This is a genomic window from Caldibacillus thermoamylovorans (assembly GCF_000751775.1).
In the GTDB taxonomy this organism is placed as follows: domain Bacteria; phylum Bacillota; class Bacilli; order Bacillales; family Caldibacillaceae; genus Caldifermentibacillus; species Caldifermentibacillus hisashii.
The window spans coordinates 15,451-34,617 of the sequence record NZ_CCRF01000039.1 but is presented as its reverse complement, the minus strand read 5'-3'; the positions used below and the strand labels follow the sequence as shown (position 1 = coordinate 34,617).

Annotated in this window: 18 protein-coding genes; 5 read left to right on the top strand and 13 right to left on the bottom strand. The window is 36.9% G+C overall.

All coding sequences use genetic code 11. From position 1 onward, the window contains the following. Nucleotides 1–162: 162 nt before the first annotated feature. The 3 genes from BT1A1_RS05750 to BT1A1_RS05740 form a co-directional block, all read right to left on the bottom strand. On the bottom strand, nucleotides 163–1,035 hold the full coding sequence (locus BT1A1_RS05750) for an HAD-IIB family hydrolase (protein WP_034769022.1): 873 nt from the start codon (nucleotides 1,033–1,035) through the stop codon (nucleotides 163–165). 163 nt (nucleotides 1,036–1,198) lie between these two features. Then, nucleotides 1,199–1,555, bottom strand: coding sequence for a YlbF/YmcA family competence regulator (locus BT1A1_RS05745; RefSeq protein ID WP_034769020.1), 357 nt, complete (start codon nucleotides 1,553–1,555; stop codon nucleotides 1,199–1,201). 153 nt (nucleotides 1,556–1,708) lie between these two features. After that, nucleotides 1,709–2,836 (bottom strand): DUF445 domain-containing protein, encoded by a 1,128-nt coding sequence (locus tag BT1A1_RS05740; protein WP_034769018.1) that lies wholly within the window; start codon nucleotides 2,834–2,836, stop codon nucleotides 1,709–1,711. A gap of 322 nt (nucleotides 2,837–3,158) precedes the next feature. Here BT1A1_RS05740 and BT1A1_RS05735 point away from each other — a divergent pair, with 322 nt between their 5' ends. Next, nucleotides 3,159–4,526, top strand: a complete 1,368-nt coding sequence (locus BT1A1_RS05735; RefSeq protein WP_034769016.1) for a YheC/YheD family endospore coat-associated protein — start codon at nucleotides 3,159–3,161, stop codon at nucleotides 4,524–4,526. 704 nt (nucleotides 4,527–5,230) lie between these two features. Continuing rightward, nucleotides 5,231–5,440, top strand: coding sequence for an alpha/beta-type small acid-soluble spore protein (locus BT1A1_RS05725; protein WP_034769013.1), 210 nt, complete (start codon nucleotides 5,231–5,233; stop codon nucleotides 5,438–5,440). A gap of 131 nt (nucleotides 5,441–5,571) precedes the next feature. On the opposite strand, the gene BT1A1_RS05720 is transcribed toward BT1A1_RS05725, so the two are convergent. Together BT1A1_RS05720 and BT1A1_RS17385 are read right to left on the bottom strand one after the other, a co-directional pair. Then, nucleotides 5,572–5,781 (bottom strand): twin-arginine translocase TatA/TatE family subunit, encoded by a 210-nt coding sequence (locus tag BT1A1_RS05720; protein WP_034769010.1) that lies wholly within the window; start codon nucleotides 5,779–5,781, stop codon nucleotides 5,572–5,574. Between the two features lie 68 nt (nucleotides 5,782–5,849). Continuing rightward, nucleotides 5,850–6,935, bottom strand: a complete 1,086-nt coding sequence (locus BT1A1_RS17385; protein ID WP_051989027.1) for an ATP-binding protein — start codon at nucleotides 6,933–6,935, stop codon at nucleotides 5,850–5,852. A gap of 325 nt (nucleotides 6,936–7,260) precedes the next feature. Between BT1A1_RS17385 and cls the strand changes: the two genes are divergently transcribed. After that, nucleotides 7,261–8,709, top strand: coding sequence for a cardiolipin synthase (gene cls / locus BT1A1_RS05710; protein ID WP_034769008.1), 1,449 nt, complete (start codon nucleotides 7,261–7,263; stop codon nucleotides 8,707–8,709). Nucleotides 8,710–8,806: 97 nt separating this feature from the next. Next, entirely contained in the window at nucleotides 8,807–9,982 is a 1,176-nt protein-coding gene (locus BT1A1_RS05705; RefSeq protein WP_034769006.1) for a tetracycline resistance MFS efflux pump, read from the top strand. A 180-nt stretch (nucleotides 9,983–10,162) separates the two neighbouring features. Here BT1A1_RS05705 and BT1A1_RS05700 read toward each other — a convergent pair whose 3' ends face one another. From BT1A1_RS05700 to BT1A1_RS05680, 5 genes are all read right to left on the bottom strand, one after another. Continuing rightward, nucleotides 10,163–11,095: an Rpn family recombination-promoting nuclease/putative transposase gene (locus tag BT1A1_RS05700; RefSeq protein WP_034769004.1), complete on the bottom strand. Its 933-nt coding sequence runs from the start codon at nucleotides 11,093–11,095 to the stop codon at nucleotides 10,163–10,165. A 338-nt stretch (nucleotides 11,096–11,433) separates the two neighbouring features. Then, on the bottom strand, nucleotides 11,434–12,138 hold the full coding sequence (locus BT1A1_RS05695) for a LutC/YkgG family protein (protein ID WP_034769002.1): 705 nt from the start codon (nucleotides 12,136–12,138) through the stop codon (nucleotides 11,434–11,436). Beyond that, nucleotides 12,138–13,559 carry a LutB/LldF family L-lactate oxidation iron-sulfur protein gene (locus BT1A1_RS05690; protein ID WP_034769000.1) on the bottom strand — a complete coding sequence of 474 codons (1,422 nt, stop codon included), beginning with the start codon at nucleotides 13,557–13,559 and terminating at the stop codon, nucleotides 12,138–12,140. The genes BT1A1_RS05695 and BT1A1_RS05690 overlap by 1 nt, the downstream gene beginning before the upstream one ends. A gap of 15 nt (nucleotides 13,560–13,574) precedes the next feature. Then, a complete protein-coding gene (locus BT1A1_RS05685; RefSeq protein ID WP_034768998.1) occupies nucleotides 13,575–14,294 on the bottom strand; it encodes a (Fe-S)-binding protein in 720 nt (239 codons plus the stop codon). Nucleotides 14,295–14,450: 156 nt separating this feature from the next. Next, nucleotides 14,451–15,158, bottom strand: a complete 708-nt coding sequence (locus BT1A1_RS05680) for a FadR/GntR family transcriptional regulator (RefSeq protein ID WP_034768996.1) — start codon at nucleotides 15,156–15,158, stop codon at nucleotides 14,451–14,453. Nucleotides 15,159–15,625: 467 nt separating this feature from the next. On the opposite strand from BT1A1_RS05680, the gene BT1A1_RS05675 reads away from it, so the two are divergent. Continuing rightward, nucleotides 15,626–16,432, top strand: a complete 807-nt coding sequence (locus BT1A1_RS05675) for a DUF2935 domain-containing protein (protein WP_419468898.1) — start codon at nucleotides 15,626–15,628, stop codon at nucleotides 16,430–16,432. Nucleotides 16,433–16,561: 129 nt separating this feature from the next. Here the strand turns inward: BT1A1_RS05675 and BT1A1_RS18600 are convergent, their stop codons facing one another. The 3 genes from BT1A1_RS18600 to BT1A1_RS05665 all read right to left on the bottom strand — a co-directional run bounded on the left by BT1A1_RS18600 (nucleotide 16,562) and on the right by BT1A1_RS05665 (nucleotide 18,908). Then, the gene (locus BT1A1_RS18600) at nucleotides 16,562–16,732 is read right to left on the bottom strand and encodes a hypothetical protein (RefSeq protein ID WP_156103193.1); all 171 of its coding nucleotides are present in this window, start codon (nucleotides 16,730–16,732) and stop codon (nucleotides 16,562–16,564) included. Between the two features lie 134 nt (nucleotides 16,733–16,866). Then, a complete protein-coding gene (locus BT1A1_RS05670) occupies nucleotides 16,867–17,079 on the bottom strand; it encodes a DUF5316 family protein (RefSeq protein WP_034768994.1) in 213 nt (70 codons plus the stop codon). Nucleotides 17,080–17,492: 413 nt separating this feature from the next. Continuing rightward, on the bottom strand, nucleotides 17,493–18,908 hold the full coding sequence (locus BT1A1_RS05665; protein ID WP_034768993.1) for a SpoVR family protein: 1,416 nt from the start codon (nucleotides 18,906–18,908) through the stop codon (nucleotides 17,493–17,495). Between the last annotated feature and the right edge of the window lie 259 nt (nucleotides 18,909–19,167).

Genomic DNA, 19,167 nt, shown 5'->3' with positions numbered 1-19,167 from the left:
ACTTATTAAACTTAAAAACTGCTAATAATACATATTCGCAATTCCGAAGAAAAATCCTTCTTTAAATTGATAATTTTTATAACTATTTTTCGCTAAAGACCAATTTATAAGTACACACTCTTAACCTATAAAAAAACGGGTCTCCGATTGAGCGGGACCCTTTTAGATGGATGATTTTTTTATACTGTTTATTTTTTCTAAAAAGGAGATGGGCTGTTGTTTTCGAAAATGTTCTCTTACCATATAGGATACACCGTGCTCATTATTCGACCGTGTTACCCAATCAGCCGCCTTCCGCACAGCAATCGGGGCATTTCCCATTGCAACACCTAAACCTGCTGCTTCAATGAAATCCAAATCATCTATATCACTTCCGATGGCAACCGTTTCATTAAGAGAAATTTTTTGTTTTTCACAAAAATAAAGTAATCCGGTTAATTTAGACACCCCATTTGGCAAAATAATTAATTGGTTATCGTACAGATAAAGATCAATTTCGTAGAACATATTTTGCAGGGCGATTTTCACTTCCTTGGCTACTTTTTGATCCGGAAAGTCTATTTCAATATGTGTGGGATGGATTTGTTCTTCTTCAACATATTCTCCAAGATTTTTTACAAATTGATGGTGATAGGTGGAAAAACTGTTCGTATCAATAACCGCCCTCGTTACAATAGAATTCTTTAATGGGACATTGCTGACCGAATATTTTTCATGCACGATTCGAATATGACATGAAAAAGTTTCCAAGAATCGGATAATATCTTGAACAATTTGCTCATCAATTCTTTTGACAAATATTGCTTGATCGGATGATGAAGCAATAAATGCACCGTGGTGAGCAATAACCATCGTTTGTAATTTCAGTGCTTTTGCCATACGTTTTGCAAAGGCAAAATTTCGAGATGTAACAAGGGTAACCATCACACCTTTTGATTGAACATATTCAACAGCTTCCTTCACCGATTTATGTAATTTGCCGTTCGATTGCAAAATGGTTCCGTCAATATTCATGGCAAGTAGCCGATAAATCATCATCCATGCCCCCTTATGCCAAATCATGATGTATCGATGAACTGACAAAAATGCTTTTATTTATACCTATGTAAAAAAGTGAATGTATAGAACAGAGGAATGAACCCTTTTATAGAAAAAAACTGCCGTGACAAGTAATCGTCGACGGCAGGGTTCTTTATCGTTATTGGTCTTGTTGCTGACTGTATAATTCTTCCAACGGCTTCATAACAATTTTATTTATCTCTGCAATTACCGAGCTCATCTTTTGCTCGGCTTCGATTAAACGAGTGATTTTATTATTTTGCTGGATCACCGAAACCATTTGTTGTGCTTGAACAACTTCTTCTTGGCTAATCGGTTGCCCGGTCATTTGTTTTTCTTGTAAATTCATCTGAACTGTACGAAAATCATCAAAAAGTTTTCTTGCGGCTTCATCGGCATATAAACTTGCATATTGAATTTTCAAATCGACAAATTCAGCACTTTCACGAATGTTTTTCTCCAAAGTATAAGCGGTATCAAAAATATTTGCAGCCATTTCGGACCTCCATTATCTTTATTAAAAAGGCTCCATATCCAAACAGGAAAAGGCCTTCTTTTAACTATGTTCTCTAACTATAACAAACTATGTTCAAAAAAGCGAGAGCGTGCTCAATTTTTTTACCCGCCCTCAAATCTTTTTTCGGACGGGTTAACCCATTAAGATGACGATAAAACCTTGCAAAATTCCGATTAGTCCTCCTAAATAAGCTCCAAGATAGGTAATCATTTTCAATTCTCGCCGACTGATGCCAACAACGATTTCTTCCAATTGTTCCGTCGAAAAGGAGTCAACTTGGTTTTTTACCAATTCAGGAATTTCTAATTTTTTCATCCATTTTTCTATATACGTACTCCCAAGCTTCTCCATTCCCTTTTGAACAACAGTTGGAATCATTTGGTTTATAATTGTATTTTTGAGATCGGTCAAGGGGAAAGATTTAAGCGGTTTGTGGAAGAAAAATTTTTTCAACTCTTCCCAAATCAAGTCTTTTCCTTCTTTTCCCAACAATTTTTGCACACCTTCCTCAACCGTCCAAGACTTTACTCTGTCTAGTTCACTTTGTAAAACCTGAGTAACAGCTTTTTCCGTTTGATCGTTTTCAATTATTTTTACAAGTTCTTGCTGCAATCGTTCGATCATATTGCGGTTGTCTAAAAATGGGTGCAACATGTTTAATAATCTACCCCGGCCTTCAAAAAACTGATCAAAATGATGTTTAATCAAGTGATACCCGCTTGGACTAACAAGAAACTGTTTTACGTTAATTAACAAATACTTTGATATCTTGTTGACATTTTTATCCAACTTTTCCCAAATTGTTTCCGGAATAAGTTCTTGAAGTAATTGATCATTATGTTCATTTATCCAATGGGTCATTTGTTTATTTAGTAATATGTATAATTTATCTTCCATTTTTCCGTCATGATTCATCATTCCAATATGTTCAAGCCATTCATTTAATGTTTTTTCCGACTGAAAAAATTCCACTACTTTCTTTACTAAAATTTGATGTAAAGAGTCATATATTTTAGGATCAGTCAATTTTTGTTGAATAACTTCAGGTGTTAATAAGTGATTAATGACAAGTTGGCCCATTTGTTTAGCCAGTTCGTCACGTCTTTTCGGAATTAACCCCGGCGTAAACGGAAGGCGCCAATTGCCGATATATTTTGCCTCATAAGGCCTGAATAGCATTTTAATGGCGATAGAGTTTGTTATGCCTCCAATAATTGCACCAACAATACCCATGAAAAGGATCGTGATTAATGTCTGCATGTGGATCGACCTTTCTTACTTCTACAAGTGGAGTTTGAAGATAATTATTACATTGTAACATAAATGATGCACCTAAATGGGCGAATGTACATATGCTGTTTAATATGAAAAAGAATACCGATTTCTCCTAAGATTACCCATTTACTTCCATCCTTAAATTATAACGGCTGTTCGGGTATTGGGCAAATTTGACCGCTGGAGAAATAATCATGATTATTGATTCCCTTCATTTCAAACAGGATTTATCTTTTGTTAACCGGACATTATCCTTCATTATTAGCACCGATTGATTCTAACACCAATTGAGAAAGGTGAGCAAAACATGTTCAAATCTTATCCGATTGAAATCATGAATAGCAATGAGTTAATCCTTTATTACCCTAGTGAGCTAAAATTTTCAGACATCCAAACAATTACTTTCGGTTCATTAACTGTTTCTTGCAAGGCGGTTCCACAAAAAGAGCACACAAAGACCATTACGATGACAAAAAGCCTTGCAAATCACCTGCATATTCCTGATCTACCTTTACGACTTCATCTATTTGAAAAGGAGGGGAGTCTTTTTATCGGCCCGATTGTCGGAATATTTACCGCCGGCTTCACCGGATTTCCTGGTAATCCAATGGGCTCACGCTCTTATTCCTTGTCTAAATTTTTCTTAACCTTTGAGCAAGTCGGGGTTTTACCTGTCGTGTTCGGCATCCAGCATATTGATTGGGAGCAAGGTTTCGTTACCGGTTATGTTTACCATAAAAACAAATGGAAACAAATTGAAGTTCCTTTACCGAACGTTATTTATGACCGACTGCCAAACCGTGCTGTTGAAAACCTGCAAAATATTCAGTCCTTAAAAACAAGATTGCAAGAAGAATATGCCATTCCTTGGTTTAATCCCGGATTTTTTAATAAACTGGATATCTATAACCGTTTGGTAAATGAATCAGCTGTAAACAAATATTTGCCAAAAACAGTTCCCTTTGAAGAAAAATCATTAAAGGATATGCTCTTCGAATTTGGTTTTCTATATGTAAAACCGGATCACGGCAGCTCCGGCAAAGGTATATATCAAATCCAGACCGTAGATGATGAGATTTTTGTCCGATTCCGGGATAATGCGGGTAACAATCGATTAATCAAATGTGCCAACATCACAAAATTATGTAATTTTTTGCAAGAACATCTGTCAGGTCCATATATTATTCAACAAGGAGTCAAGCTCTTCCGTGTTGATCAACATATTGCCGATTTTCGCATCCATACAAATAAATTGCCGGACGGAAAATGGGTTGTGACTACAATTGGCTGTAAAGTGGCCGGCAGCGGTAGCCCGACAACCCATCTGTTAGCAGGGGGCCAAATAAAAACATTAGAAGAGATTTTTCCCGATCATGAGGAACGAAAGACAAAAACAAAAAAATTAGTTGAAGCAGCTCTTACTCTTAGTAAATATATCGAGAAAAACATAAATGGAATCGTTGCAGAAATTGGATTTGATTTTGGAGTCGACAAGAGTGGGCAGGTTTGGATGTTCGAGGCCAATGCCAAGCCCGGACGTTCCATTTTTAACCACCCACAATTATCCAAATATGAACGTTTATCAAATAAGTACCTCCTCCTTCACGCCGTAAAATTAATGGAACAAGTCATTACCAATCCCGAAAAAATTTTTCATGAATTTGTTTTACAATAAAGTGAAACTTCCATCCGTGAGGTCACTCACGGATGGTTAGTTGAACCAATCGGGCACTTACGGGCTGTTACTTCCCACCTAAACTGCTCTTGATTTCTAAACTTTAATGTAAGTTTACAGCCCGTTTGTGCGGGATAAAGTGAAACTTCCATCCGTGGGGCCTTCTTCCACGGATGGTTAGTTGAACCAATCAGGTACATATGTAACAGTTTTACTCCCGGATAAAATATGTCTCTTGCCGACCACAAGCGGGACACTGTAAAAGGTGAACACATTGACTCTGGTGAAAATTTTGCGGATAGCCGTCTTCCAATCGCAATAAATCAATTTCCATATATGGGCTGTAGTCATCAAAAAAGTCACTAAGTTTCCCCTCATCAATCATGTTGATATTGCAATTTCGACACGGAACAATAATTGAATCAAAGCCGTTGCATACCGGGCAAATTGACAATTAAAACATTCCTTCCTGAAAATAATGTTAATCGTATTTTGCCACGGGATTTCTTTAAATATGTTATTAAAAAAAGAATTAAATTGGTAGCAATTACCTTTAATTTTCCGAATATATTTTGCTGTTTCACACACAATAAAACATGTAATCAACGTTACCAACCACCAAAATACGGTTTAGATGTTGATTACAAAAGAAGGTAGGATTTCTTTGATAGAAAATGCCGACCATAAAAAAGGAGGAGACAACAATGGCATCAAACAGAAGCAATTCCTCAAACCAACTTTTAGTGGCAGGAGCACAAGAGGCTCTAGATCAAATGAAATACGAAATTGCTCAAGAATTCGGAGTGAATCTTGGTGCAGAAACGACTTCCCGTGCTAACGGTTCGGTCGGTGGAGAAATTACAAAACGTTTAGTTTCTATGGCTCAACAACAACTTTCTGGTCAAAACTTCTAAGCAAAACTAAATAATTATGGATTAGACCTCCGCAAATATGCGGGGGTCTTTATACATATTTTAAAACGAATGAAAAGGCGGAACCTTCTTAATTAATAGATGAACGTATTCGTTTATTTAAAATTATTCCTTTATCCTTCTATTTTTTCATTGCTTTTTTCATCATCCATCACTTGTTTTTTACCGTTTTTATCATCATCATCCATTACTTGCCTCATCCCCTTCTTAAATTCCTGAAGTGTTTCCCCGGCAGCCCTTCCTAACTTTGGCAGTTTAGATGGACCAAAAATAAGTAATGCAACAATTAATATGATCGCGATTTCACCAAAGCCAAGATTCATAGTCAGCATCCCCTTTATTCACATATTTTTCCAAACAATTGTTTCGTCTTCTGTCGTGAATCTTCATTTTAATCTTCTAAAGGTAAAAACACATAGAAAGTTGTTCCGACCCCTAATTCACTCTGGACTTCTATTCTCCCTTCATGTTCTTCCATAATTTTATAACACATCATAAGTCCAAGTCCATTCCCATTACTTTTTGTTGTAAAAAATGGTTGTCCTAACTTTTCAACAAGTTCATTTGGTATACCGCAACCTTCATCAGTTATACTAAGAACACTTTGACCTTCACATTTACGAATGGTTATCGTAATAATTCCGGGATCTTCCATTGATTCTAATGCGTTTTTTATCAAATTGATGATGACTTGTTTTATTTTTTGTTTATCACAAAAAACCCAAACAGGTTCCTCACAACTATCAAGTGTGATACGGATTTGTTTTTGATACGCAACTCCTTCAAGCAACGTGATACATGATCTTAAAATCACTTTTAAATCATGAAGCTCAAATTTCAAATGATTCGGCTTGGCAAAAATCATCAATTCATTTGTAATACTACTGATCCTGTCGATTTCCTGATCAATAATTTCCAAATATTGGTCATTCTTTGTTGGCTCCGATTTCATCAATTGAATAAAGCCTTTAATAGATGTAAGTGGGTTGCGTATTTCATGGGCAATTCCGGCAGCAAGTTGACCAATAAGTGCCATTTTATCATTTTCTAAAAGATTATCCTCGTCGCCAATTGGTTTTTCTTTAATTAAAAACAGGATTTCCTTAGGATTTTGTCTGACATCCCTTAAAATATGAATATCTAATTCACTCCAGACAAAGAGCCCATCCCTCTTCTTTAATCGCATCGTGAGGGATTTTTCTTTTTCCAAAAAATGACTGTCTCGATTAAACATCTCAAGTACTCTTTGTTTATCCTTTTCATGTAAAAAGTATGTAATTTTTTTCCCTATCATTTCCTCCCACTCATATCCAAGAATGTAAAAAGAATTTGGCGATACATAGTTAAAAACACCCTGCATGGAACTCCGAATAATTAAGCTGTTAAAAGTTTCCGATAATATATGTAGTATAGAATTAAACATGTGAAAATTATAGCTGTACTCTAAATCAAGTTGTTTTTTATAAATAGCATCCACGTTATTCCAACCCCACTTACTATTAGAATTAATATTCATTCGTTTTTGGGTTACAATAAACCGGTTTAGGAGTCCAATTTATTTATATGTCCCGATTCTTTTCCCATGTTGAATTTTCGTGAGGATTACTTTTATTATAACAAAAACGAACGAGTAAATGAACATAAATTTTTCTATATTTCGAATAGTCGACCTTAGTCACGGTTTTTGATATAGATAATATTATTTCTCATTTTTCATAAATCGAGTTATTATAATATAGATTACCAATCCTAAAACATGCTATTATTTTTGAAAATCATACTAAAGTAACAGGAGTATTTTTATGAGCCTTTTATCTATTTTTATCAGTGCCATTTTTATTTTAAATATTATTTTGGCTGTAGCCGTTGTTTTTTTGGAGCGACGTGATCCGAGTTCCACTTGGGCATGGCTATTAGTTTTGTTCTTCATTCCACTCCTTGGATTTATTCTTTATTTAATTTTCGGACAAAATTTAAAAGGAAAAAAATTATTCGTTTGGGGAGATTTAAAGAAGATCGGACTCGATAATTTAATTAAAGATCAAATCCGTCACATTGAGGATGGAAAATATGAGATGGCAACGGAAGAGATGAAAAACCATCGAGACTTGATTTATTTTTTTCTTTCCAACAATAATGCCCTTTTAACCCAAGATAATGAGCTGGACATATTTATTGATGGAAAAGAGAAATTTAAAGCTCTTTTTAAAGATATCGAAAACGCAAAAAGTCATATTCACCTGCAATATTATATTTTCCGTGACGATGAATTAGGTAAAAAATTAATTGATTTATTAACAAAGAAAGCAAAAGAAGGTGTTGAAGTTCGTGTTTTGTATGATGAAATGGGGTCGCGACGAATTAAGAAACGTTCCTTTAATAAATTGAAACAAGCAGGCGGAGAGGTAGAAGTGTTTTTCCCTTCAAAAATTCCGCTAGTCAACTTGCGCATGAACTTCCGTAATCACCGGAAACTTGTTATTATTGATGGGAAAATTGCTTACCTCGGTGGATTCAATGTTGGGGATGAGTATCTTGGTCTTGATAAAAAATTCGGTTATTGGCGTGATACGCATCTTCGGTTACAGGGACATGCCGTTTTTGCCACCCAAATTCGTTTTATTTTAGACTGGAACCAAGCTTCCTCTCGCAATGATATTTATTATGATAAGAAATATTTTCCCGACATCAACCATAACGGGAAAGTTCCGATTCAGATTGTAACAAGTGGTCCGGACTCAGAATGGGAACAAATTAAATATGGCTATATAAAAATGATTGCATCGGCAAAAAAATCTATCTATATTCAAACACCTTATTTTATCCCGGATGCGAGCATTCTTGATGCCATGCGGATTGCCATTTTATCCGGAGTTGATGTGAAAATTATGATACCTAATAAACCGGATCATATGTTTGTATATTGGGCAACGATGTCTTATATTGGTGAACTCCTTAAAATTGGTGCAAAAGTTTATATTTATGATAACGGCTTTATTCATGCAAAAATGATGGTTGTTGATGAAAATACTGTTTCGGTTGGAACTGCCAACATTGATGTTCGCAGCTTCAAGTTGAATTTTGAAGTGAATGCGTTTATCTATCACGTCCCGACAGCGAAACAGTTAGTTGAAGTTTTCAATGAAGATATAAAAATGTCAAGAAGGCTCACTTATTATCAATATTTACGAAGACCTTTAAAAATTCGCTTCAAAGAATCCATATCAAGACTACTGTCACCGATTCTTTAAGCCAAATATTTATAAACAATCAGCGGGAACTGAGACCCCCGCTGCTTTATTGCTAGATGAGGAGTGTTCTGATTTCATTCGTGAAGAGGGGAAGGAAATGGAAAATAAACGAGCATTACCTATTCTTTTTCTTGTGATGTTTTTAGTAATGGTTGGCTTTGGTATTATCATTCCTGTTCTGCCTTTTTATGCGGAAGAACTTGGTGCCAGCCCTGCTGAACTTGGCTTACTGATGGCCGTCTATTCTTTTATGCAGTTATTATTTTCTCCTGTTTGGGGGAAAATTTCCGATAAAATTGGTCGAAAACCCGTCATGTTAATTGGTATTGCCGGACTCAGCATCTCTTTTTTTCTAATGGCTATTGCCAACCACTTATGGATGCTGTTTTTTGCCCGAATCATCGGCGGTCTTTTATCGGCAGCCAATATGCCGACAACAATGGCTTATGCAGCCGACATAACCACCCCTGAAAACCGGAGTAAAGGGATGGGGATGATTGGTGCTGCAGTTGGTTTAGGATTTATCTTTGGTCCGGCAATTGGGGGCGTTTTTTCCGATATTCGCCTTAATTTGCCGTTTACCATTGCCGGTTCCGTTTCTATATTTACCTTCCTGCTTGTTCTGTTTGTCCTAAAGGAATCTAAGCCAAAGGAAGAGCGTAATACTGAAAAAAATACTCCTGCTCTATCAAGGTGGGCTGCATTTCGTGGAGCTAATACGATATTGTTCATCCTGCAATTTTTCGTTTCTTTGTCACTTGCCGGTTTGGAAGCGACATACGCTTATTTTGTCGCTGATAAGGCGGGGCTAGGGACGAGGGAAATCGGTTATATTTTTATGATTATGGGCTTGGCTGGTGCTGTTGTTCAAGGTGGTTTAATCGGTCTGCTCTCCAAAAAATTTGGCGACGAAAGAATTATTCAAGGAGGACTGCTGGTATCAGCAATCGGATTCGGATTAATTTTACTAACCAATAATTTTACCTCTGCTGCAGTTTACTTAACCATTTTTGGACTCGGTAATGGTGTGATTCGTCCAACGGTTTCAGCACTGTTAACAAAGACATCAACGGTCGGTCATGGCAGTGTAACCGGTCTTCTATCTTCTTTTGACTCTCTCGGCAGAATTATCGGGCCTCCCCTTGGCGGCATGTTATTTGCCATCGGTATTGGGCTCCCTTATATTACCGGTTTACTTTTATCAATCATTGCATTTATTCTCTTTCAAATATTTCGTTATCGAAATCATGAGTTCAACAACCATAGGGCTTAATAGAGCCCTTTTCACGTGCACCAATGTTGAAGGTTTTTTATCTGAGTATCTTTATTTTTCATTTCAAAATATGACGATTGCCTTTGCTGGAAATTGATACATTAGCGTATAAAAAAAAGACGAGTAGACGGATAGAAATAAACCGTCCACTTACTCGTCCAAGATCTCCCTTTTTTATTATCAATTCAACTCACTCTTCATTTCCAAAACCTCAGATTCCGTTAACTCTGTCATCTTAACGATAAAGTTAATATCTGCACCTTCCATTAACATCTTTTTTGCAATTTCCCGTTTGCCTTCTTTTATGCCTTCTTTTCTTCCTTTTTCTATGCCTTTTTTTATGCCCTCTTCTATGCCTTCCTCTTTTCCTTCTCTCATTGCTTCCCCACGAATGGAATTTATGTCCTTTAATGCTTTTTCACGGGCTTCCGCTAACATCCGGGCTTCCCTGTCCATACTTACTGTGCGCAACATATCTACCGCATTTTCTATTATCGGGTCTTGATTTGCCATCTCTTCCCACCTCGCATCATCTTCATTTGTTAAAAAGCGTATCCATTTTGCCATTCGGTCATTCGGATGAATCAGATTTTCTTTGTCCTGCCTGACAAACTTCGGCATTTCAATAAAATGAAGTTGCAGTAAATCCGGGTACGGCTCAAATGTCCGCTTTTCCATTAACCGGTAACAGCTATGATACATATCCGTCGTAAAGTAAGAAAAATCAAGAAAATTAATCGTTACCACTTTTTTTAAGTCACGATATTCATTCCCTTTATCCAATTGTTCCTCGAATAATTTTGCTCCGTAGTACAACGTCCTTTTGTCGATATTTCTTTGATTTACTCTTTGCATTTCAAGATTGACATGGGCAAAACCGGCGACCTTTGCCCGAATATCCAAAATCGCATACTGATCTGTTACGTTTGTTTGAAACGTTAATGGATTAGTAATTTCTACGATTCCTAAACTCAGTCCTTTTGGTACATTGAAAACATCATTCAATAATGCCAATAGTAACTTATTTGACTGTTTCGTGCCCCGACCAAAAACGAACTTAAAAACAAAATCATTTTTTGGTTTGAGCCAAAAAATCGGAAGTTTATAAACCATACATAACTTAACTCGTTCCTTTCATTTTTATTATACAAAATTTTGGCTTCAATGAATATAACGGAATTTTCGGTTACTTTGAAAAAATTAGGATGCTTAGTACAGTAAAAAACGATGAAGGAAGGAAAATCTTTGGGGAATTTTATGTTTATCTTATTCGACAAAAAGACAAAAAATCCTTCAATTTTTTTATAAAAAATTTATGGTAATAACTAGTGAGTGATTAATTGGGGAATAGAAATATTTACCTATGGAAGAGGGTTTACTCACCCTCATTCCATACCTGGAGATTTTTCTTTTTATACCTCTATAAAATGTCTTATAAAAAAATTTTTATTTTACTCATCAACAAGAATATATGTTGCTTTAACTGGGCCATGTACCCCGACAATCAGATTCATTTCAATATCAGCACTGTTACTTGGACCGGAAATAAAACTGACACAAGAGGCAACCAATTCCCCTTTTTCAATTTTTTCGTGAATGATTGCTGCTGCCTGGGTCATTCTGGGCACTAAAGTACTTTTTGGAATGATCGCAATATAATTTTTCGGCATTAAGCTAATTGATCTGCCGTGGTGTTTATTATGGAATAAAGTGACCGTCGCTGTTTCTGCTAATGTTATATCGCTGAAAGTAATACCAATATTAGCTCGCTCAGCAATTTTTTCATTTTCCTTACCAATTGTGTAATCCCAAACATGAATATTTGTATCTTGTTGTAACTCATTAAAGCAATCTGGCAAGCCATATATTTCATTCCGTGGGTCCTTTGGTAAAATAATTGATTCCCCGCCATAACTTTTTATGACATCGACTAAAACATTTTTTAAATGAGCAACGTCTGTTCTTACAAAGTCCGTATGGATGGCTTCACATTGGTTTGCAAAAATGTCTACAAGTTCTTCTTGATCCATTCCTTTAAACACTTCATATTGCGGATTTACACGCCAAACCGGGCGCACTACACCTTCTGTTCGACGGGGACGGCCGAGTTTTGCTGCCAATTTGTTTAAAAATTCATCTCGATTATAAACCGCCATTAGTTTTCACCGTCCTTTTTTCTGTTTTCAAACCAAGAACGGAAAGATTGTTTAGGCGGGGCTGCTAGATTGCGGACCGCCGTCCATGCTTTTAATGGTCCGGGTCCATTTTCAATTGTCTCATCCTTTGTCCATGGTTTTAAGGCGGAGTGGGCAAGTTTTGTACTCATTTTATAAACAAACGGGCTGCCTCCCCACATGCCGACGCCTTTCATCATCATTTTTTCTGCAAAAGGAGTGTCACCATTTTCAACAATCTTTTGCCGATGAAGAACTAACATTTCGTGCAAAGGTATCCTTACCGGACAAGCTTCCGTACATGCTCCACATAACGAGGATGCATACGGCAAATCTTTATGATCGTCATATCCATCCAAAACAGGCGTCAGTACTGCACCAATCGGCCCTGGGTAAACCGAATTGTAGGCATGGCCGCCGATATGACGATAAACCGGACAAACATTGATGCAAGAACCACAGCGAATACAATGTAAGGCTGCCTGAAATTCCGTCCCAAGTGCATTCGACCTGCCATTATCAACAATAACGAGATGGTAATCGTTTGGTCCGTCGATTTCATCTTCCTCACGACAACCGGTATATGCTGTGATATAGCTGGTAAGTTTTTGTCCAACTGCTGAACGTGTTAAAAGACCAACTAGAACTTCCATTTCTTCCCACGTAGGTACAATCCGCTCCATCCCCATCACGGTAATTAGTGTATCAGGAACGGTCCATACCATATCAGCATTTCCTTCGTTGGTTACCAAGGTAATTGTTCCTGATTCAGCGATGGCAAAATTGCATCCGGTAATACCGACATCTGCCTGCAAAAAATCACTTCGTAGTTGTTTGCGGGCAAAAGCTGCTAATTCTTCCGGTTCACTTGACCCGGTATATCCACGTTTTTGGGCAAAGGTTTTACGAATTTGTTCTTTATTTTTATGAAGAGCTGGTGTAACAATATGGGATGGATGGTCCCCTTCCAATTGTAAAATCCATTCGCCTAAATCGGATTCAACAACCTCAGTACCGGTTTCTGCCAATGCATCATTTAAACCGATTTCTTCCGTCACCATCGACTTTGATTTAACAATTTTTTTGGCGTTCTTTGTCTGAATCACCTGCTTAATATAGCTATTTGCTTCTTCTGCAGTTTCAGCAAAATACACATGGCCGCCGCGTTTCTCCACTTGTTCGCTTAATTGATGTAAATAAAAGTCGATATGATTTACTGTATGGGTACGGATTTCTTCACCGAGTTTTCGCCAGTCTTCCCAGTTTCCCAATTCTTGCGCCTGTTTTAGCCGGCCGGCACGAAAACGACCCTGAGCACCCGAAACTGCTTGACGCATGAAATCATTTTCGATCCCTTTTTGTACCCCTTCTTCAAAAGGAATATCTTCCAATTTTAAACTCATTTCTTCCACCTCTTGTCAATTATGCGTATTTAAAATTTCTGAGATATGTATGACTTTGACATTTTTGCCCTCTCTTTGCATGCGTCCGCCGATATTCATCAGGCAGCCCATATCGCCACCGACCAAATATTCAGCACCGGTTTCTGTCACATGGCGCGACTTTTCCTTCACCATCTCGGCGGAAATTTCCGGCTTTTTCACGGAAAATGTACCGCCAAAACCGCAGCAATCCTCACCGGAAGGCAATTCTACAAATTCAATTCCTTTTACATTTTGCAAAAGAATTTTTGGTGCATCTTTCACTCCTAAAATCCGGGTCATGTGACAAGATGGATGATAGGTGACTTTCCCTTTGAAAGTTGACCCAACATCCTTCACTCCCAATACATCGACAATAAACTGAGTTAATTCAAATGTTTTGGCAGCAAGTTCTTGGGCGGGTTTTTCCCACTCAGAATCTCCTTTAAACACATGCGGATATTCCCGGATCATACCGACACAGGAACCGGACGGACCGACGACATATTCGGCGTCTTTGAATGCTCGGATCATTTGTTTCATCGATCCTTTTGCTTCTTCCAAATAGCCGCTATTGTATGCCGGCTGTCCACAACATGTTTGCAAGGTTGGAAAGTCAACTTCACATCCAAGCCGTTCTAAAATTTCTACAGTGTTTTTCCCGACATTTGGAAACATAATATCACTTATACAAGTGATAAATAATGAAACTTTCACAATATGACACTCCTTCATGTTCTACAAATCTTTAAATTTATTAAGTGAAACTTCCATCAGCAGGGTTTTCTTCCCGCTAATGGTTAGTTGAACAAATCAGATGCATAGGGGCAAGCCTTCTTAACGGATTCACTTAGCGATATGGTGAGGAAAATTCTATTCAATATATTTAAACAACCGGTTTTTTGTATTTTCCAAATGGTTGAACATAACCTTACCTGCCAGATCCGAATCTTTTTTCTTAATAGCCTCGAAGATTTGTTTATGTTCAACTAAAAGAAGATCTGCTTGATCTTCTGAATAAAGGATTACTTTCCTCGTTTCTCTAATCGTTTCGGAAATTAACTCAGACATACTCCCCATTAAACTGATCAGCAAATGATTATGTGTTGCCTTTGCTATGGCAAGATGAAAATCCGTATCGGCCTTTTGCGCCTGATCTTCATCTCCTCCCGCATTTTCCATGACGTTAAGCGCTTCTTCCATTGGAAATAAATCTTCTTCGTTACAGTTCATTGCCGCTAAACTCGCTGTTCCAACCTCCAAGATTTTCCGGACTTCATACAATTCTTTGACATCTTTTTGTTTCATCAAAAATGCGGTTGTGACCGGCAATGTGAACTTGGATGGGTCAAACTTTTTTACATACGTCCCTTCCCCCTGACGCATTTCGACCAATCCCATTGTTCTCAATCCGTTTAATGCTTCCCGTATAGCAGAACGACCTACCCCGAAATTTTTCGCTAATTTTTCAACAGATTCGATTTTTTCACCCGGTTTCAGTTCCCCATTTTTAATCATGTTAATAATCGAGTCTGCCACTTCTTCGTAAATTTTCTTCGTTTGTATCCGCTTGTACTCCAATTTTCCTAGTCTCCTTTAGTTTTTAACTTATTGTACGGAACAATAAGTTAAAATTCAAATACTTCAAGTCTCTTAACCATTTGTTTGACAGCATTTGATTTTCACTAAAAACAAAAAATACCACTCTTATATGGCTTTTAAAATAACAAAATAAGAGCACCAGCAAGCGCTAACATTTTATATCACTTATGCAATTAGTAAGGTCATCTGATGACCATACCATTATTATACTTTTTATCTATAAATTTGACAAGTTAATGAACATGAAAACAGTGGAAATTCATGTTATTATAAAAAATTTTTTGATCCCTTTTTGTGCAGTAGTGAATCAGGCCGAAGTATCGTTTGTATTACCAATTCTCAGCAACTCTTGACTTAATTTGTGAACACATTTAACAAATTAACCTGTCCCGCTTATTTTTCTCTATATGCTTGAATATATTTAGTTAGATGATAATAAGTAGTTGATGAAATTGTCTCAATTTTTAAAAAGCGCATCGTTTGAACATCAATTCTGGCTGCAAGTATTTGGTGATCACGCGAGATTTATTCATGATTCCCTCTATCCTTCAAAACAGGAAGATATTGAACTGGCAAGGGCATTTATTCATACTTTCGATCAGTTGTTAAGCCAATCTAAATCATTAACCGAACAAAATGTGATTTCCTTTACCAATCAGGTAGAAGAGGTTGTCGATAATTTTAAGGAATTTAAATTGATGATTATTCGGAGACACATAACTGGTGAAGCCGGAATTCATTTAACTCCCACTTTTCTTAATCATATGGTGAATGAACTGGAAGAATATCAACGGGTATTGAGCTATTTAAAAGAAGGCCGAGTCCCGCCGATTTTTCATGAATTGCACCACCATCTCCTTTGGTTGGCAGATGCTTATGGTCATTCAGGTACCATCAATGATGAGTTAGATGGAGTTGAAAAGCGGCTCAAGGAAAAAAGTCATGAGTTTACGAAGCATTTTGAGCAATTTTATTTGAAAGCATCCGAACTTACTGGGTATTTGCGTACAAATGTCCATTCCTTCCCGGCTCTTGAAAAATTCAATAATGATGTTGAAGTGGAAATTAAATTATTTCAAACCTTTCTTCATGAACTGGAAGAAATGGAACTATCCCACACGGTTCTCAGTTCCTTTTCCGCATTAATGGCCGACCATATGTACCGGGAGGAATGCTATTATTTAATGAAACTTGCTGAATCAAGGAATACTACCCCGCCAAACTGTGACCCTACCAAACCAAGAACGGAATAAGACTAATATAAAAAAGGTTGAAAACGTATCTTCCAATTATCTTACAAAAAACCAATAAGCAATCCTTTCACTTAAAAAGCGGTCATTCACCTTTAATCTTTTGAAGATGTTGACCGCTTTAAGAAATCTTTATTGATAAAACCCATTTTGGTTATTTTCTTGCTGAGATTTCATTTCCGCCAATTTGTCGATTTGTTTTTCCGTAGCATCCTTTGGTGGTTTCATTCCTGATTTTTTCTCAAAATAAATAGCAATGCCGCCGATTAGGAAAACCGGGATAAGCAGATATAACCAGATCACGCTTTACCACCTCCGTTAAAATTAGGAATGATGGAAATTCTCCTGAAAACTGATTAATGTATAAACGCTGCAATTGGACGTCTTTATCAACGGTTTTGTTCCCGACAAGATTGAATACTTGGCATGTTTGGTCTTTATGAGAAAAAGTAAAGGCATGCAGCAATTATTAAAAAAACAATTCCTATATACCCAGAGTACGATGCTATTTTCATCCTAAAATCCCTATGCCCTTTTGTTTCAGAATAAAAATTTGCTCTTTGTTGTTGCCCATCAACCCAAGCGCCACTAAAGATAGCCGAAATAACAATAAAAACAATTCCAGCAATAAATGAAAATTTTAACATCATAAGAATTGATCTCCCTTTTTAGATCATGATATGAGTGACCAGACTCCTGCATTTACCTTAAAAAGATTAGGGTTAAAGTTCGACATCTGACATATAACTTAGGAGATATATATTAATATACCATAATATACAAAATTATTCAAACTATATAAATTTATCTTATATTAAAATGATCGGCAAATACATTTTTCTCGTTCAAAAAAGTGACACCATTTACAATTATCACAAGCAGCTCCTCTGAAATTCCCGTCATTTCATTAATAAGAGGTTTATCCTGTTGTTCTTCTCATTAATCGCCATACACAGCATACAAAACAAGCCGACATTTCAAAAATGAAATAGTCGGCACTTCACTGTTATTTGTCAATTATTTTCCCTGGTAAATCATTTGACCCCAACTATTTTCCGGTTTGTCACAAATATCGTCTCTGTATACTCCGTCCGTCAAAACTATAGAGAATCGGTTTTTCTTCAACAATTGTTTCCATATGCACACTACGGCCCCAGAGCTGATAAATATAAGGGAGTACTTTTTCTAAATATTTCAGATCCAGCTCAATTCCTTCATAATGATGTTTCAAATAAAGCTCGCCATTGCGTAAATAGTCCCCATCATTAACCGTAATATAAGGAAAGCCGCCGTTTACCCGCATGTTTACCAATTGGTCGCGGACATGCTCCCATTCTTTGTCGACAATTTTATAATCCCTTCCTTGCTTTTGAAACAAATACATATCTTCGCGCATGACCAGTTCTTTTGTTAAATAATTTCGTAAAAACGATTGATCGGATTCAAGTTCGCGAACTTCAAAAATTTTCTCCCGGCCGGAACCCGGTTTAACGCCAAGTTTCTTCATTTGTTCAGTCGGATTGTTATAACGTTCTTCAATATCTTCAAAGATTTTTAGCCCAAGATAATATGGATTAATTCCTGTTGTTGAAGGCTGAACGACACCGGCATTCAATTTGGCAAATTCAATGGCTTCATCACTCGTCAAGTCCATTTCTCGTAAAATCCGTTGATGCCAGTATGAAGCCCAACCTTCGTTCATTATTTTCGTTTCTAACTGCGGCCAGAAATATAGCATTTCTTCGCGAATCATTGTTAAAATATCCCGTTGCCATTCCTCTAATTCCCGACTGTAATGAACAAGAAATAGGAGTAAATCCTTTTCCGGTTGTGGCGGGAATTTTTTTATTTTCTTTACTTTTTTCGATTTTGTTTCTTTCGGTTTATCAAGATTCCAAAGATCGTCGTACGGTGATGCTTTGGTCGGTTCCTCTTCCTCATATTCGACGTCATCCAGTGTCCAGGCCAAATGCGGTCGTACCAATGAAGGATCGATATGTTCTTCAATCGCCAGAACCGCATCGATGAACGATTCCACTTCTTTTTTTCCATATTCGATTTCATATTGACGGATTCGTTCAGCCGTAGCCGCCATACTTTCCACCATATCCCGTTTCGTATTTTGAAAACGAACATTGTTTTTGAAAAAGTCGCAATGGGCAAGGACATGTGCAACAATAAGTTTATTTTGGACTAGGGAATTGGAATCAAGTAAAAAAGCATAACACGGGTCAGAATTAATGACTAATTCATAAATTTTGCTTAATCCGAGATCATAGTGAAGTTTCATTTTAAAAAATTGCTTTCCAAAACTCCAGTGGGAAAATCTGGTAGGCATCCCGTACGCCCCAAATGTATAAATAATATCTGCCGGACAAATTTCATATCGCATCGGATAAAAGTCTAAGCCAAAACCTTTCGCAATCTCGGTAATCTCATCAATTGCTTTCTCGAGTGCGAGGTGCTCTTCCTGTTTCATCGGCTAACCTCCCTACCTACAATTAAGAATGGACAATGATTTTCTATACAAAAACTTCCTCTCCTTATCTACAATTTATGAACTTTTAAAGAAAATGATGATTGTTTTGAAAAGAATTGAGTTTTTTACATAAGAGGTTGGGGAGAAAATAGTAGATTTTTTAACCTTAAAATATGAATATCGGTTAAGGATGCCATTTTGACATAGTCGGAAAGTATTTAAGTATAAGCACACAGAGAAAGAAAAAAAGCTGCCTCAA

What these genes read in the sequence shown, in the direction of transcription:
- BT1A1_RS05750 (WP_034769022.1), bottom strand. Translation starts at nt 1,035, where the DNA reads ATGATTTATCGGCTACTTGCCATGAATATTGACGGAACCATTTTGCAA.
- BT1A1_RS05735 (WP_034769016.1), top strand. Translation starts at nt 3,159, where the DNA reads ATGTTCAAATCTTATCCGATTGAAATCATGAATAGCAATGAGTTAATC.
- BT1A1_RS05720 (WP_034769010.1), bottom strand. Translation starts at nt 5,781, where the DNA reads ATGAATCTTGGCTTTGGTGAAATCGCGATCATATTAATTGTTGCATTA.
- BT1A1_RS05725 (WP_034769013.1), top strand. Translation starts at nt 5,231, where the DNA reads ATGGCATCAAACAGAAGCAATTCCTCAAACCAACTTTTAGTGGCAGGA.
- BT1A1_RS05670 (WP_034768994.1), bottom strand. Translation starts at nt 17,079, where the DNA reads ATGATGTTAAAATTTTCATTTATTGCTGGAATTGTTTTTATTGTTATT.
- BT1A1_RS05705 (WP_034769006.1), top strand. Translation starts at nt 8,807, where the DNA reads ATGGAAAATAAACGAGCATTACCTATTCTTTTTCTTGTGATGTTTTTA.
- BT1A1_RS05740 (WP_034769018.1), bottom strand. Translation starts at nt 2,836, where the DNA reads ATGCAGACATTAATCACGATCCTTTTCATGGGTATTGTTGGTGCAATT.
- BT1A1_RS05675 (WP_419468898.1), top strand. Translation starts at nt 15,626, where the DNA reads ATGAAATTGTCTCAATTTTTAAAAAGCGCATCGTTTGAACATCAATTC.
- BT1A1_RS05745 (WP_034769020.1), bottom strand. Translation starts at nt 1,555, where the DNA reads ATGGCTGCAAATATTTTTGATACCGCTTATACTTTGGAGAAAAACATT.
- cls (WP_034769008.1), top strand. Translation starts at nt 7,261, where the DNA reads ATGAGCCTTTTATCTATTTTTATCAGTGCCATTTTTATTTTAAATATT.
- BT1A1_RS05690 (WP_034769000.1), bottom strand. Translation starts at nt 13,559, where the DNA reads ATGAGTTTAAAATTGGAAGATATTCCTTTTGAAGAAGGGGTACAAAAA.
- BT1A1_RS05665 (WP_034768993.1), bottom strand. Translation starts at nt 18,908, where the DNA reads ATGAAACAGGAAGAGCACCTCGCACTCGAGAAAGCAATTGATGAGATT.
- BT1A1_RS05695 (WP_034769002.1), bottom strand. Translation starts at nt 12,138, where the DNA reads ATGGCGGTTTATAATCGAGATGAATTTTTAAACAAATTGGCAGCAAAA.
- BT1A1_RS05700 (WP_034769004.1), bottom strand. Translation starts at nt 11,095, where the DNA reads ATGGTTTATAAACTTCCGATTTTTTGGCTCAAACCAAAAAATGATTTT.